Origin of the sequence: Propioniciclava flava, assembly GCF_004126535.1 — a bacterium.
GTDB lineage: Bacteria > Actinomycetota > Actinomycetes > Propionibacteriales > Propionibacteriaceae > Propioniciclava > Propioniciclava flava.
In genome coordinates this window covers 557,076-571,302 of sequence record NZ_PPCV01000001.1, presented here as the reverse complement: position 1 = coordinate 571,302, position 14,227 = coordinate 557,076, and the positions used below count along the sequence as shown (strand labels likewise).

General features: G+C 68.2%; 14 protein-coding genes. 8 read left to right on the top strand and 6 right to left on the bottom strand.

Features of this window, described 5'->3' with window-relative positions; translation table 11 throughout:
* Positions 1–178: 178 nt before the first annotated feature.
* A complete protein-coding gene (locus tag C1706_RS02675; RefSeq protein ID WP_129457631.1) occupies positions 179–958 on the bottom strand; it encodes an isoprenyl transferase in 780 nt (259 codons plus the stop codon).
* An 84-nt stretch (positions 959–1,042) separates the two neighbouring features.
* Between C1706_RS02675 and larC the strand changes: the two genes are divergently transcribed.
* From larC to larB, 3 genes are all read left to right on the top strand, one after another.
* Positions 1,043–2,530 (top strand): nickel pincer cofactor biosynthesis protein LarC, encoded by a 1,488-nt coding sequence (larC, locus tag C1706_RS02670; protein WP_241653381.1) that lies wholly within the window; start codon positions 1,043–1,045, stop codon positions 2,528–2,530.
* 95 nt (positions 2,531–2,625) lie between these two features.
* Positions 2,626–3,501, top strand: a complete 876-nt coding sequence (larE, locus tag C1706_RS02665; protein ID WP_241653380.1) for an ATP-dependent sacrificial sulfur transferase LarE — start codon at positions 2,626–2,628, stop codon at positions 3,499–3,501.
* Positions 3,494–4,156 carry a nickel pincer cofactor biosynthesis protein LarB gene (larB, locus tag C1706_RS02660; RefSeq protein ID WP_129457630.1) on the top strand — a complete coding sequence of 221 codons (663 nt, stop codon included), beginning with the start codon at positions 3,494–3,496 and terminating at the stop codon, positions 4,154–4,156. The genes larE and larB overlap by 8 nt, the downstream gene beginning before the upstream one ends.
* A 22-nt stretch (positions 4,157–4,178) precedes the next feature.
* On the opposite strand, the gene recO is transcribed toward larB, so the two are convergent.
* Both recO and C1706_RS02650 read right to left on the bottom strand, forming a co-directional pair.
* A complete protein-coding gene (recO, locus tag C1706_RS02655) occupies positions 4,179–4,919 on the bottom strand; it encodes a DNA repair protein RecO (RefSeq protein ID WP_129457629.1) in 741 nt (246 codons plus the stop codon).
* Positions 4,919–5,323, bottom strand: a complete 405-nt coding sequence (locus C1706_RS02650; RefSeq protein ID WP_129457628.1) for a Fur family transcriptional regulator — start codon at positions 5,321–5,323, stop codon at positions 4,919–4,921. Before C1706_RS02650 ends, recO begins: the two co-directional genes overlap by 1 nt.
* 50 nt (positions 5,324–5,373) lie before the next feature.
* Here C1706_RS02650 and C1706_RS02645 point away from each other — a divergent pair, with 50 nt between their 5' ends.
* Positions 5,374–5,682: an antibiotic biosynthesis monooxygenase gene (locus C1706_RS02645; protein WP_129457627.1), complete on the top strand. Its 309-nt coding sequence runs from the start codon at positions 5,374–5,376 to the stop codon at positions 5,680–5,682.
* Positions 5,683–5,719: 37 nt separating this feature from the next.
* On the opposite strand, the gene C1706_RS02640 is transcribed toward C1706_RS02645, so the two are convergent.
* Positions 5,720–6,214: a nucleoside deaminase gene (locus C1706_RS02640; RefSeq protein ID WP_129457626.1), complete on the bottom strand. Its 495-nt coding sequence runs from the start codon at positions 6,212–6,214 to the stop codon at positions 5,720–5,722.
* Positions 6,215–6,383: 169 nt separating this feature from the next.
* Here C1706_RS02640 and C1706_RS02635 point away from each other — a divergent pair, with 169 nt between their 5' ends.
* The gene (locus tag C1706_RS02635) at positions 6,384–7,763 is read left to right on the top strand and encodes a glycine--tRNA ligase (RefSeq protein WP_129457625.1); all 1,380 of its coding nucleotides are present in this window, start codon (positions 6,384–6,386) and stop codon (positions 7,761–7,763) included.
* A 69-nt stretch (positions 7,764–7,832) separates the two neighbouring features.
* Here C1706_RS02635 and C1706_RS02630 read toward each other — a convergent pair whose 3' ends face one another.
* A complete protein-coding gene (locus tag C1706_RS02630) occupies positions 7,833–9,029 on the bottom strand; it encodes an alpha-amylase family protein (RefSeq protein WP_129457624.1) in 1,197 nt (398 codons plus the stop codon).
* 106 nt (positions 9,030–9,135) lie between these two features.
* Between C1706_RS02630 and dusB the strand changes: the two genes are divergently transcribed.
* Positions 9,136–10,287 (top strand): tRNA dihydrouridine synthase DusB, encoded by a 1,152-nt coding sequence (gene dusB, locus C1706_RS02625; protein ID WP_129457623.1) that lies wholly within the window; start codon positions 9,136–9,138, stop codon positions 10,285–10,287.
* A gap of 34 nt (positions 10,288–10,321) precedes the next feature.
* On the opposite strand, the gene C1706_RS02620 is transcribed toward dusB, so the two are convergent.
* Entirely contained in the window at positions 10,322–11,107 is a 786-nt protein-coding gene (locus tag C1706_RS02620; protein ID WP_129457622.1) for a chromosomal replication initiator protein DnaA, read from the bottom strand.
* 101 nt (positions 11,108–11,208) lie between these two features.
* Here C1706_RS02620 and C1706_RS02615 point away from each other — a divergent pair, with 101 nt between their 5' ends.
* Both C1706_RS02615 and dnaG read left to right on the top strand, forming a co-directional pair.
* Positions 11,209–12,285, top strand: a complete 1,077-nt coding sequence (locus C1706_RS02615; RefSeq protein ID WP_431830683.1) for an HD domain-containing protein — start codon at positions 11,209–11,211, stop codon at positions 12,283–12,285.
* Positions 12,286–12,327: 42 nt separating this feature from the next.
* The gene (dnaG, locus tag C1706_RS02610; protein ID WP_129457620.1) at positions 12,328–14,208 is read left to right on the top strand and encodes a DNA primase; all 1,881 of its coding nucleotides are present in this window, start codon (positions 12,328–12,330) and stop codon (positions 14,206–14,208) included.
* Positions 14,209–14,227: the final 19 nt, after the last annotated feature.

Genomic DNA, 14,227 nt, shown 5'->3' with positions numbered 1-14,227 from the left:
CCGACGGCCAACTGGGGTGGATGTGCCCGGGACACGGACGGACGTCCCGGCCCCAGGACTCCTCAACGATGGCGTCGTAGACCTGCCCGACGAAGGCGTCGAGGGTGAGATCGTCGTTCCGTAAGTCGCCGCTGAACACGGGCGAGGTCGGCCACGAACGTCTCAAGCCCGGTGGGCATCACGGCGTCACCTCATTGGGGACCGCACCGCCGTAGCGGCGGTCCCGGCGGGCGTACATCTCCAAGGCTTGCCATAGGTCGCGGCGGTCGAAGTCGGGCCATAGCCGGTCCAAGAACACCATCTCGGCGTAGGCCATCTGCCACAAAAGGAAGTTGGAGGTGCGTTGTTCACCGGAACTGCGGATGAACAGGTCGACGTCGGGGACCTCGGGGGCGTACAGGTGGGAGGCGAGGGATTTCTCGCTGATCCGGTCCGGATCGATGCGTCCGGCGGCAGCGTCGCGGGCGAGCGCGCGAACGGCGTCGACGATCTCTGCGCGACCGCCGTAGTTGACGCAGAACTGCAAGGTGAGCGTCGTGTTGTGGGCGCTCATCTTCTCGGCGACTTTCAGTTCGTTGATGACGCTCTTCCACAACCGGGGAGCGCGTCCGGCCCACACGATCTTGACGCCTAGGTCGTTGAGTTCGGCGCGCCGGCGGTGGATGACATCACGGTTGAACCCCATGAGCCAGCGGACCTCATCGGGGGATCGCTTCCAGTTTTCGGTGGAGAACGCGTAGGCCGAGAGATAGCGCACCCCCGACTCGACCGCCCCGTGGATGGTGTCGAGCAGGGCGGCCTCGCCACGCGCGTGCCCATCGGTGCGGGGCAGGCCCCGTTCTTTCGCCCAGCGACCGTTGCCGTCCATCACGATGGCGACGTGGCGGGGCAGGAACTTGGCCGGAATGCGCGGCGCAGTGGCGCCGCTGGGATGGGGCCGGGGCGGCGTGGGAGTCACGCATGAAGGGTAGCGCGAGGCAACTGGCGGAGACCGGCCAGATGAGGGGGAGAGCGGCGCATGCTCTGGGTGACAATGGCGGGCATGCACGCATGGTTCGACATTTCCGCCGGGGTTGCCGGTGACATGCTCTTGGGTTCGCTGCTCGACGCGGGCGCGGACGCCGCCGCAGTCGAGGCCGCCATTGAGGCCGTGGCCCCCGGATCGGTGCGCTTGGAGGCTGAGGCTGTGGTCCGAGGTGGCCAGCGGGCCACCAAGGCACGGGTGCGGGTTCTGGTCGAGGATCCGCCGCACCGTCGCTGGGCGACGATCCGCGCAACCCTCACCACGGCGAACCTCGCCGAACCGACGCGCGAGCGTGCCCTGCACGCGTTCGGCCTGCTCGCCGACGCCGAGGCCCGGGCCCACGGCATCAGCCCAGATGACGTCCACTTCCACGAAGTCGGGGCGCTCGATTCCCTGGCCGACGTCGTCGGAACGTGCGAAGCGTTGCGGACACTCGGCGTCACGGCAGTCACCGCCTCGCCGGTGCGCCTGGGCGCGGGCCGGGTGCGTGCCGCGCACGGCGACATTCCCGTTCCCGTCCCCGCCGTCGCCGAGTTGGCGATCGGCTGGCAGGTCTATGCCACCCCCGAACGTGACGCGAACCACAGCCATGGACACACCCACGATGGTGGTCACGAGCACGAGCACGAGCACGAGCACGAGCACGAGCACGAGCACGAGCACGAGCACGAGCACGAGCACCACCACGGCGAGCACCACCACCACGGACATGGAAGCGACCACGACACCCCGGCAGTGGTGACGACGCAGGGGAGCGTGGGGGAACTTGCCACTCCGACGGGCCTGGCACTCGTGCGCGCCCTGGCGGACACCTGCGGTCCGTTGCCGGCGTTCACCGTCACCGGAGTTGGCGTGGGCGCCGGGGGGAAGGACTTCGTCGGGTGGCCCAACGTCGTCCGGGTCGTCGTGGGCCAGCCCCTCGAGGACGGGCCTCCCGAGCCCGCCGCCGCCCACCCGTCGGCCGCGCCTGGCCGTGCGCCGATCGCTGATCGGGGCAGGATTGCGGCGAGCGATCACCCCGGGAGGGACCTGAGTGAACTGCGTGCCAACGTCGATGATTTCGATCCGCGGCTGTGGCCCGGGGTGCTGGACGCGCTGATCGATGCGGGCGCGGTGGACGCCTGGCTGGTTCCGATCTTGATGAAGAAGGGGCGCCCCGGCTTCACCCTGCATGCCCTCGCCCCGGAGCCGCTCCTGCAGGCCGTCACGAGCGTGACACTGACCCGCACGAGCACGCTGGGCGTGCGCGCCACGCCCGTCTCCCGGACGGTCGCGCAGCGGCACTGGACGCGAGTGGAGGTCGTGGGGGAGCTGATCACGGTCAAAGTCGGATCCCTCGACGGCGTCATACTGCACGCCGAACCCGAGTTCGACTCCCTCGCTGCGGCAGCCGCCCGACTGCAGTACACCGAGTACGACCTCGCGCAGCGAGCGGTAGCCGCGATCGCTGCCGCGGGACTGCTCCACGGGCAGCCCCTGCCTGCAGGCCTCGACGCCGAGGAGTGACCTCGCGCCTGGCAACGGGTGGCAACACCCGGCGGCAACACGCCGTGATGGGGTGATGGTCCGCGACTAAGGTGGCGCACGAGGAGAGGAGTGCCGTGACGACGTCATCCATCGAGGCGGCCGACGTGTGGGAAGACCTCAGCGGCCAGGCACGCGCGGACGCTCTCGCGGTGGCGGCCTGCCTGCCAGCGACGGGACGCCTCGGCGTCGCCTATTCCGGCGGTGTGGACTCCGCGACCCTCCTGGCGGTGGCCGTCCTTGCGCTGGGCCCAGATCGCGTCGTCGCGCTGATGGGTGTCTCACCGTCCCTGGCAGCCGACGAAGCCCAGGAGGCTCGCGAGGGGGCCGCCATGATCGGGTCACGGCTTGTCGAGTTCCCCACACGTGAGGGTGACAAGCCCGAATACCGGGCGAACGGCGCGGATCGCTGCTTCCACTGCAAGGACGAACTGTTCACGCGCATCGGCGACGACATCGCCCAGCGGGAGGGACTCACGCACGTCGCCTACGGCGAGAACGCCGACGATGCGATCCGGATCGATCGTCCCGGTGCTGTGGCGGCAACCCAGCACCAGGTCCTGCGTCCCTTGGCCCAAGCGGGGCTGACCAAGGCCCGCGTGCGGGCGCTCGCGCGCGCGTTGGGGTTGCGCTCCGCCGACAAGCCCGCTGCTCCGTGCCTGGCCTCCCGGATCCCGCACGGTCAGCAGGTCACTCCCGAGAAGCTCGCCCAGGTCGAAGCAGCGGAGAAGGCGCTACGGGCGGTCGGTATTGAGGACTCACGCGTCCGTCACCATGGGGACATCGCGCGCATCGAGGTCGCCCCATCCGATCTGGGCACCCTCGTGTCGGACGGCGTCCGAGAGGACGTGGTGCGGGCAATCAAGGCGGCAGGGTTCGCCTACGTGGCCCTCGACCTCGCCGGGCTGCAATCGGGGGCCTTCACGCTGCAGGTGCTGACGCGACGTGGCTGACGACGACATCGCCGAACTCGACCTCGACCGGGGGGCGCGCCGCGGATACCCCGAGGCGATCTATTGCGAGGGCAAGTCGGTCGACCAGGTAGCCGCCATCGCCGAGCGCATCGCCCGACGCCCTGACGTGACGACGATCTTCACACGAGCCGACGAAGCCAAGGCCGCCGCGGTGCTCGCTGTCTTGCCCGACGCCTTTCATGACCCGGTGGCGCGTGCCCTGGTGTGGCCGCCTCGTATGCCAGCACCGAGCGGCGAATCGGTCCTCATCGCGTGCGCGGGAACCTCGGACCTCCCGGTGGCCCGCGAGGCGCTGGTCACCGCCCGCCATTTGGGGCGGCGAGCCGAGTTGGTCGTCGACGTGGGGATCGCGGGCCTGCATCGCACGCTTGCCAAACTCGACGCCTTTCGCGCGGCGGGCGTCATCGTCGTCGTCGCGGGCATGGATGGGGCGCTGCCCGGGCTGATTGCCGGGCTGGTGTCGTGTCCCGTGATCGCCGTGCCCACCTCGGTGGGCTACGGGGCCGCGTTCTCGGGTCTGGCGCCGCTGCTGACGATGCTCAATGCGTGCGCCCCGGGCGTCGGTGTGGTGAACATCGATAACGGGTACGGGGCCGGGCACTTGGCGGCGCAGATCGCGGCACCGCGCGGGTGATGCCGGAGGCCGCCCTGCTACGTCAGCGGGCGACGTGTTCGAGCGTGCGCAGGCCGCGCTCCAGATGCCAACTGGCGAATGCGGCGATCAGCCCGGAGGCACGGCGCTGCGTCGCGGAGTCGATCTCGCGCATGGCGGGCCAATCCCCGGCCAGCAAGGCAGCCAGGTACGTCAACGTCTCCGGGCTCACCAGCGGGGTTCCCGGTGGGCGGCAGTGGCGGCACACGGCGCCACCGGCAGCGGGCGAGAAGGCCGAGTGCGGGCCCGGCTCCCCACAGGTGGTGCATTCGCTCAGACTGGGGGCGAACCCCGCCGTGGCGAGGGCCCGCAGCAGGTAGGAGTCCATCACCATCGTCGCGGGGCGCTCCCCGTCGTTGGTGCCCCGGGTCAGGGCGTGCAACCCCCCGGCGAGCAGCCGGAACTGCGGCGGGGCGGGTTCGTTCTCGATACTGACCAGACGATCAGCGGTCTCCAGCATCACCTGACCGACCGTGTAGCGGGCATAGTCGGTGCACAGCGGCTCCGACCAGGCATGGAGGGTGACCGCCTCGGTGATCACATCCAAGGTCTTGCCCGTGGCGAACTGCAGGTCGACATGGCTGAACGGCTCCAGACGGGCCCCGAACTTCGACGAGGTACGGCGGACGCCGCGGGCGACGGCCCGCACCTTGCCGTGGCGTCGCGACAAGAGCGTGACGATGCGATCTGCTTCGCCCAGCTTGTGGGTGCGCAGCACCACCCCCTCGTCACGGTAAGTAGGCATCAGACCAGGCTGCACGCAGGACACAACCCACGCAACTCGATGGAATGCTCCACCTCGGAGTAGCCATGCTCGCCCGCCACCCGGCTGAGCAGATCTTCGATGCCGTCGAGTTCGAGTTCGACGGTGCGGCCACACTGGCGGCAGATCAGATGATGGTGATGATCGTGGGTGGCTTCTCCGCAGCCGCGATAGGACGCCTGCCCGTCGGGGGTGCGGATGACGTCCACCTCGCCGGCATCCGTCATGGACTGCAGGTGTCGGTACACGGTCGCGAGGCCGATCTTCTCCCCGCGGGAACGCAGCAGATCGTGGATGTCTTGAGCGGTCTTGAACTCGTCCAGGTCCGCCAGCGTGGCAGCGATCGTGGCCCCCTGCCGGGTCCGCCGCTGGGGTGTGCTGGTCATGGGTCCTCCTTGAACCGCCAGCGTACCTGGGTGCCGTTAGGGTGAGGCGCATGCTCGCCTTCAGCAGGTTTCGTGTCCCGGTACCCGAGCAGGAAGCCTTCGTGGCCCAAGCCGAGCAGGCCGCTGCCTGGTTCGCTGCGTGCCGCGGATGCCGCTTCGCCGAGGTGGTGGTCAACCTGGACGAACCCGAACTGCTTGCCCTGGCGTCAGGCTGGGACGACGTTGGCTCCTACCGCCGGGCGTTCCACGGCTACGAAGCGAAAATGCTGCTGATGCCCGTCCTCAACCGGGCGCTGGACGAACCCAGCGCCTGGGCAAGGCCAGACGAGGTCGGCTTCACCGTGCCGGGTGGGCGATGAGACCTCCCTTCGCACTGACGCCGTGGGGGAGCGCCGCTCAGGCGTGCGCGTCGTAGTAGCGGGCGTGCAGGCTACGCACGCGGTCGGCTAGCTGGGGAGCGGGCCCGCACACCAGCGCGTCCGGCACCACCGTCTCGATGGGCAGCGGCGCCACGCGTCCGGCGGCGAGGCCGAACCCACGGAGCCAGCCGTGCAACTGCTCGGAGGAGGAGGCGTAGACGATTCGTCCCAGGCCGACCCAACCGTGGGCGGCGGCACACATGGGGCAATGCTCGCTGGAGGTGTAGACCGTGGTGCGCGCTCGCTCGGCGGGTGCCATGTGGTGCGCGGCCCACCGGGCCAGGTTGAGTTCGGGGTGCTGCGTGTCGTCGCCGTTCGCGATCCGGTTCCGCTCGGCGTAGACCTCCTTGCCGTCAGCGTCCACCAGCACGGAGCCGAACGGCTGATCGCCAGCGGCGAGGGCTTCTTCGGCCAGGCTCAGGCAGCGTTCGAGGCGGGGGAGGTCGGTGTCGCGCAGGGGGGTGACGGGCATACCCCGATCCTAAATGAACCCTGAGAAAATGGCGAGTGTTCTCAGAATGGCGGGGCGTGGGGTCGGGACGACGGTGCGGAGGCAGGGCGGGGAGCCGATACGATTGGCCGACAGATTCACAGGGGATGCCGGCCGGGCACCCCCCGCCGACTAGGAGGCACCAGGTCACATGGCCAGCAAGCTCGACAACGTCATCAGCCTCACGAAGCGCCGCGGCTTCGTCTACCCCTCAGGCGACATCTATGGCGGCACCCGAGCGGCGTGGGACTACGGCCCCTACGGCGTGGAACTGAAAGAGAACATCAAGCGTCAATGGTGGAAGGCCGTCGTCCAGCAGCGCCCCGACGTGGTCGGCCTGGATTCCTCCATCATCTTGCCCCGGCAGGTGTGGGTGGCCTCGGGTCACGTCGGCGTCTTCTCGGACCCGCTCACCGAATGCCTGCACTGCCACAAGCGATTCCGCGCGGATCAACTCGAAGAGGCCTTCGAGTTCAAGAAGGGCCGCAAACCCACCGGTTTGGAAGAGATCAACTGCCCCGAGTGCGGGACGCTGGGCCAGTTCACCGAGCCGCGCGACTTCAACATGATGCTGGAGACGCACCTGGGCGTCATCAAGGACGAGTCGGGGCTGCATTACCTGCGCCCGGAAACGGCCCAAGGCATCTTCGTGAACTTCGAGCACGTCCAGCAGACGTCACGGATGAAGGTCCCCTTCGGCATCGGCCAGGTGGGCAAGAGCTTCCGCAACGAGATCACACCGGGCAACTTCATCTTCCGTACCCGCGAGTTCGAGCAGATGGAGATGGAGTTCTTCGTCGAGCCGGGCACCGATGAGGAATGGCATCAGCACTGGATCGACCAGCGCCACGACTGGTACGTCGACCTGGGCATCGACCCCGAGCACCTGCGCTTGTACGAGCACCCGAAGGAAAAGCTGTCGCACTACTCCAAGCGGACCGTCGATATCGAGTACGACTTCGGATTCGCGGGCGGGGACGGCTGGGGCGAGTTGGAGGGTGTGGCCAACCGCACCGACTTCGACCTGGGAACGCACAGCAAGCACTCCGGGGAGGACCTGTCCTACTTCGACCAGGCCAAGGGCGAACGCTACCTGCCGTACGTAATCGAGCCTGCAGCGGGCCTGACGCGCTCGCTGATGGCCTTCCTGGTCGAGGCCTACACCGAGGACGAGGCCCCCAACGCGAAGGGCGGCGTCGACAAGCGCACGGTGCTCAAGCTTGATCGGCGACTCGCGCCGGTCAAGGCTGCTGTCTTGCCGCTCTCGCGCAACGAGGCCCTCTCCCCGAAGGCCCGGGATCTGGCTGCCGAACTGCGCAAGCACTGGAACATTGAGTTCGACGACGCCCAGGCCATCGGTCGCCGCTACCGTCGCCAAGACGAGATCGGCACCCCGTTCTGCGTCACCGTCGATTTCGACACGCTTGAGGATGATGCCGTCACGATCCGCGAGCGCGACACCATGGCGCAAGAGCGCGTCGCACTGGATCAGGTGGCGTCCTACCTGGCTGCGCGCCTGCTCGGCGCTTAAGCCTGGCGTCCAGCGCTGCCCCCGGTCGTCATCGGCCGGGGGCAGCGCCGTACCACGGCGAGCGCCGACCTAGGTGTTCGGCCAGGACCACCGTTCCTGGTCGGAGCAGGTAATCGTGACCTGGGCTGTGGGGGAAAGAACGAGGCGTACCTCAAGCCAGGCGTCCCCACTCGTGGCGCGGTAGGTGATCCACGTGTTGTCCTTGCCCGTCACCTGCACGGCGGCTCGGGTGAGCCACGGGTGCCGACGACGAAGGCCGATCAGGGCGGTGTAGATCTCCTTCAGCCATGCACCCTGAGGAGCGAGATCGCCTGGTGTGGCGGGCAGCGGCGGACGGATGGGGAAGTCCGCGTGATAGCCCTCCCCGCGAACCCCGGTGAACCCCTGCTCGTCGCCGTAGTACACGCTGGGCATGCCGGGAACGGTGAAGAGGATCGCTGCGGTCAGCGGAGCCCGCTCCTCCCCGACGAGGGAGGCGATGCGGTCCACGTCGTGGTTCCCGACGAAGGTGTTGAGCACGACCGAGGCGCTGAACTCCGCGTGGCGGGTCAGCGCGTGGGCCAACTCCCAGAAGTTCTCGGCCTGCAGGGAACTCCAGATCCCCTTCCACAACTCGTAGGCGGTGATCGAGTCCAGGTGACCCTCCCGTGCCAGGGTCGCGTAGTCGCCGTGGATGACCTCACCGAGGAAGGTGGCCTTGGGGAACTCGCCACGCACCCGCGTCGTGACCTCCGCCCAAAACGCTGGCGGGACGGCGTAGGCGACGTCGAGACGCCAGCCGCTGATCCCGCGTCGCAGCCAGTGCAGCATGATGTCGGTGACGAAGTCGGCAACGTCGGGGCGGGTGTGGTCGAGTTCGACCAGGCCGTCGTGCCCCTCCCACACCGCCAGGGCGTCGCCTTGATGTTTGAGCATGGGGCTGTTCGCCGCCACGAGGGGGTGCTCCACGCCCACATGGTTGAACACGCCATCCAACATGAGCACTAGGCCCCGCTCCCGGCAGGCCTGCACGAGACGGTCGAAGTCTGCGTCGTCGCCCAAACGCGGATCGATGCGCCCATGGTCGATGGTGTCGTAGCCGTGTGCGGTGGAGGCGAAGATGGGGCCCAGGAGCAGGCCCGAGCAGCCCATCTCGACGACGTAGTCCAGCCATGGCTCCAGCCGCTCAAGCCGGTGATGGAGCCCGTCCTCTCGCTCCAGGACGGGGGCGCCGAGCGCTCCAAGGGGATAGACCTGCCACCAGATCGCGTGATCCACCAGGCCCATTCGCTCCTCCTGACGTTGCGTGCGGACGCTCGTTGTTGCTTGCCTGACGACGCTAGCGGACCCGCGCGGCGCATGCGACACGACCCCGAAGGTAGAATCCGCCGACGTGCCCCTTTACCCGCCGCTGAGTCTTCGCGCCCCTTCGGGGGGAACCGTCGAGGTTGCCACCCCGGTGGTGTTGGCCCCGATGGCTGGCATCACCAACCCCGCCTATCGCCAGTTGTGCCTTGAGCAGGGCGCCGGGTTGTACGTCTGCGAGATGATTACCTCGCGGGGGATCGTCGAGCGCAACCCCAAGACCTTCGACATGCTGGCGTTCGCGCCAGGGGAGACCGTCCGCTCGGTGCAGTTGTACGGCGTCGATCCGGAGGTGATGGCGCGCGGCACGCGGATCGTGTGCGAAGAACTGGGGGTCCACCACATTGACCTGAACCTGGGCTGCCCCGTCCCGAAGGTGACTCGCAAGGGCGGCGGTGGCGTCCTGCCCTGGAAGACGGACCGGCTCGCGGCGATCCTGCGCGCCACCGTGGCTGCAGCGGACGCCTACGGGGTTCCGGTGACCATCAAGACGAGGATCGGCATCGACGCTGACCACGAGACCTTCCTCGACGCCGGACGCATCGCCCAAGACGCAGGTGTCGCCGCGATCGCGCTGCATGCCCGCACCGTACAAGAGGCCTACGCGGGCCACGCGCATTGGGACAGGATCGCCGAACTGGTGGAGGCGGTGGACATTCCCGTTCTCGGCAACGGGGACATCTGGGAGGCCAGCGACGCGACGGACATGATCGCCCAGACTGGCGCCGCCGGGGTCGTGGTGGGCCGCGGATGCCTGGGGCGTCCGTGGCTGTTCGCCGACCTGGCGCGCGCCTTCGCCGGGCTCGATCCGCGGCCGTATCCCACGTTGGGTGAGGTGGCCGCGATGCTGCGGCGTCACGCAGAACTCCTGGCCGGCCTTCATGGCGAACGGTGGGGGCTGATTGACCTGCGCAAGCACATGGCGTGGTACTTCAAGGGGTTCCCCGTCGGTGGGGAAGTGCGTCGCGGCTTGTCGACGGTCTCCAGCTTTGCCGAACTCGACGACTTGCTCGGGCGCTTGGATCCCGACGCCACGCTGCCGGCCGACGAGTTGGGTAAGCCGCGTGGGCGACAGGGGACGTCACGGGCTCAGGTCACCCTTCCCTACGGCTGGCTCGACAGCCGCGAGGTGGGCGACGCGGACCTCTCCGACGCCGAGTCCGACGTGTCGGGGGGCTAGCTCGGCACCGGGGATTTGGCTGCCGTGTGTTGCCTTAGGGCTGGATGTAGGGCGCGAGCACGAACCCGATCGTGAGGATGGCGATGATCGGTGCGGCGATGCCCAGCAGGATGCCGCCGACGGCGTACTTGCGGCCTGCCCGGCGGGCGAACGCCACGATGCTCGTGATCCAGGCCGCGATCCCGGCGAAGACCGAGAAGGTCGCGAGGTAGCTGACCCCTTGGATGCTTTGGGCCAATGCCACGAACAGGGGGTTGGTGGAGTCGGCATTCTCCAGAACTTCGATGCCGTTGGTCTGCACGAAAGCGCCGATGGCATGCCCCATGAGCGCGCTGGTCACGACCAGCACGACGGTGAACACGGCGACTCCCGCGAACCCGATGATGCCCAGCGTCGGCTTGTTCTCTGGACGCGTTGACCCGACGGGCGGGTAGCCCTGCCCGGGATAGGTCGGGGCGTAGCTCTGCTGCGGATAGGTCTGCGGCGCGTACCCCCCGTCGTAGCTTTGTCCGGGGTAGCCCGACTGCGGTTCCTGTGCTCCATATCCGTAGGAGTAGCCCTGGGCGGGCCCGCCATAGGGCTGGCTGCCATAGGGCTGATCGGGGTAGCTCTGCGCGGGCGTCCCGTAGGGCTGGTTGGGGTCGGGGTAACCCTGCGGCGGCGCTCCGTAGGGCTGCTGTGACTCGGGGGTCGCCTGGGGGGCGTAGGGCGACTGACCGTAGTCGGGCTGGGTTCTCGTTCCCTCGGAGGAGGCAGGCCACTGCTGTGCGCCCGGCTCCGGCGGCAGGGGATTCTTGGGGCTCGGGTTGGGATCGCTCATGGTGTCCATTCCTCACGTCGGTGAAACCAGCATAGGGAACCGGCCACAATGGCTGCATGAGCGATGCCTTGAACCCCCGCACGGTGGCCTGGGCGACGACCATGCGCGGGCATCAAACCGGTGACGTCGTCGTCGCGCACGCGGACTCATCCGCGCGCGTCCGCCTCGGTGCACCCATCGGACGGGAAGCGCGCGAGGCGCGGGAGCGTCAGATCCTCGTCCCGGAAGCGTCCTTTGCGGTCGGTGCGGGCAACCGGGCCCGCCCTGAGGAGCCCGACATCGAGCGGACGTGCTTCGAGCGCGACCGGGACCGCATCGTCCATTCGCCTGCCTTTCGTCGACTTGCGGGCAAGACGCAGGTCGTCGTCTATCCGACCGACCATCAGCGCACCCGCCTGACGCATGCCCTTGAAGTGGCCCAGGTAGCGATTTCGCTGGCCCGAGGCGTTGGCGTGAACGTCACTTTGGCTGACGCCATGGCACTGGGGCACGACTGCGGCCACGGCCCGGGTGGACATGCCTCCGAGGACGCCTTCGACGCGTTCCTTCCCGGCGGCTATGACCACGGCCCTTGGGGCGCAGACGTCGTGCTCGCGCCCTTGAACTTGTGCCGCGAAACCCTCGACGGCATCCGCAACCACTCCTGGTCGAGGCCTGCCCCGGGCAGCATCGAAGGCGAGTTGGTGAGCTGGGCTGACCGCATCGCCTATTGCGCCCACGATCTCGAAGACGCCGTACACGCGGGCATCATCGAACTCGACGATCTGCCTCCCGAGATCACCGAGGTTGTCGGGGCGACACGGCGTGAGCAGTTGGCCGCCTTCATCCGGTCGATCATCACCACCGTCGCCGAGACGGGCGTGGTCGGGATGGATGCCGACGCTGGGGCGGCGCTGGCCGCGATGCGCCGGTTCAACTACGAGCGCATCTACACGCGTCCTGATTCCGTGGCGCAGTCCAATGCGGTCATCGGCGTCCTGCGGGGGCTGGTCGAGTACTACGCGGAACATCCCGAGGCGATGCCGCCCGACTACCGCCACGACGCGCAGGCCGACCCGATCGTGACGGCCGTCACCTACGTAGGCGGGATGACGGACCGGTTCGCCTTCGACACCGCCGAGCATCTCTTGGGCTGGGATCCTGACCGGCTTCCCGCGGGTATCGGCCGGGGTGCCTGAGCCGACCACGTCCGACGCCGCCGCGCGACTACACTGCCGGGCATGGCCGGCCTGATCCATCCCGAGGACTTGGAGACGGTCCGTGAGCGGTCCCGGATCGAGGACGTCGTCGGAGCGTCGGTCCAGTTGCGTCCAGCGGGCGGCGGAGCGTTGGTGGGGCTGTGTCCCTTCCACGACGAGAAGACCCCCAGCTTCCGCGTCACGCCCTCCAAGGGTTTCTACTACTGCTTTGGGTGCGGCGAGGGCGGGGACGTCATCAGCTTCGTCCAAAAGATCAACAACATGGGTTTCACCGAGGCGGTGGAGTATCTCGCTGACCGGGTGGGCCTGCAATTGCGCTACACCGAGGGTGACGGAGCGCCTCGGCACGAGCCGGGGCTGCGGATGCGCGTCTTGGAGGCCAACCAGCTCGCCGCCGAGTTCTTCGCTCGGCAGTTGAGCAGCCCCGACGCTGTGGAGGGGCGCGTGTTCTTGGATCAGCGGGGCTTCACCCGTGAGCACGCCGAACACTTCGGTATCGGGTTCGCCCCTCGTGGGGGGCGTGAACTGCTCAACTACCTGCTGGAGAAGAAGTTCACCAAGGACGACCTGGTGAAGGCGGGGCTGGTGCGCGAAGCGGGCTGGGACTTCTTCCAGGGGCGCCTGGTGTGGCCGATCAGGGACGCAGGGCGCTCGACGTTGGGGTTCGGGGCGCGCCGGATCTTCGACGATGACCGGATGCCAGCCAAGTACCTCAACACTCCCGAGACCCTGGTCTACAAGAAGAGTCACGTGTTGTACGGGCTCGATCTGGCACGGCAACCCATCGGGAAGAAGAACCAGGCCGTGGTTGTCGAGGGCTACACCGACGTGATGGCCTGCCACATTGCTGGCGTGGACACGGCGGTGGCGTCGTGTGGCACGGCCTTTGGCTCAGACCACAGCAGGATGATCGCCCGTCTCATGACCAGCGACGCGCTCGCCGGAGAGGTGGTGTTCACCTTCGACGGTGACGCTGCGGGCCAGGCTGCGGCCCTGAAGGTGTTTTCCTCTGATGCCACCTTCTCGGCACAGACCTATGTGGCGATCGAGCCGGGCGGCATGGATCCGTGCGAACTGCGCATGAGCGGCGGTGACGCTGCCGTGCGCGAACTGGTTGCTCGTCGCATTCCCCTGTACCGGTATGTGATGAAGAACACGCTGGAGCGCTTCGATCTGGATCGGGCCGACGGACGCCTGGCCGCCGTCCGGGCGGCTGCGCCCCTGGTTGCTAGCGTGCGCGACGTGGCGCTGGTGTCGGGCTACATCCGGGAACTGGCCGGTCTCGTGGGGATGAACCCCGACGAGGTGCGCGGCGAGGTGCAGCGAGCGAACCGTCGCAAGACCGCCCCGGATGCGCGTCCGTCCGGCCCGCCCACACCCACCGAACAGCATGCTCCCGGCCAGCACGCTCCCGACCAGCCAGCGATGGTGCCGCTCCCCGATCCGGGGGATCGTCGGCTGGCGACCGAGCGGGGAGTGTTGAAGGTTGTGCTGCAGCAGCCGGGCCTGTTCCCGCCGGACTGGGGCGGTATCGAGGCGGATGATTTCTTCCACCCCGCCTACCGACTGGTGTTTGAGACGTTGGCGGCCACGCCGCGAGGTGAGGCCGGGTTTGCCCAGCGCGTCGTTTCGGCTCTTGCTGACCCGGTGGCTGCGCAATTGGCGGTCGCCTTGTCCGTGGAGCCCTTGCTGGCTGAGCCGAACGCCACGTACGCGCGGGAGTATGCGGCGCGGTTGCGGCTGGCGCGCGTGCTGCGGGAGATCGGCGATCTGAAGTCTCGGTTGCAGCGCACGAATCCGATCGAGGAGCAGGCTGCCTACAACAGAATGTTTGCCCAACTGCTTGAACTGGAGACGCGCCGCCGCACCCTGCAAGCGATGGCGGTCGGGGAACCCGCCTGAGGCAACCCCTTTCGCGCTC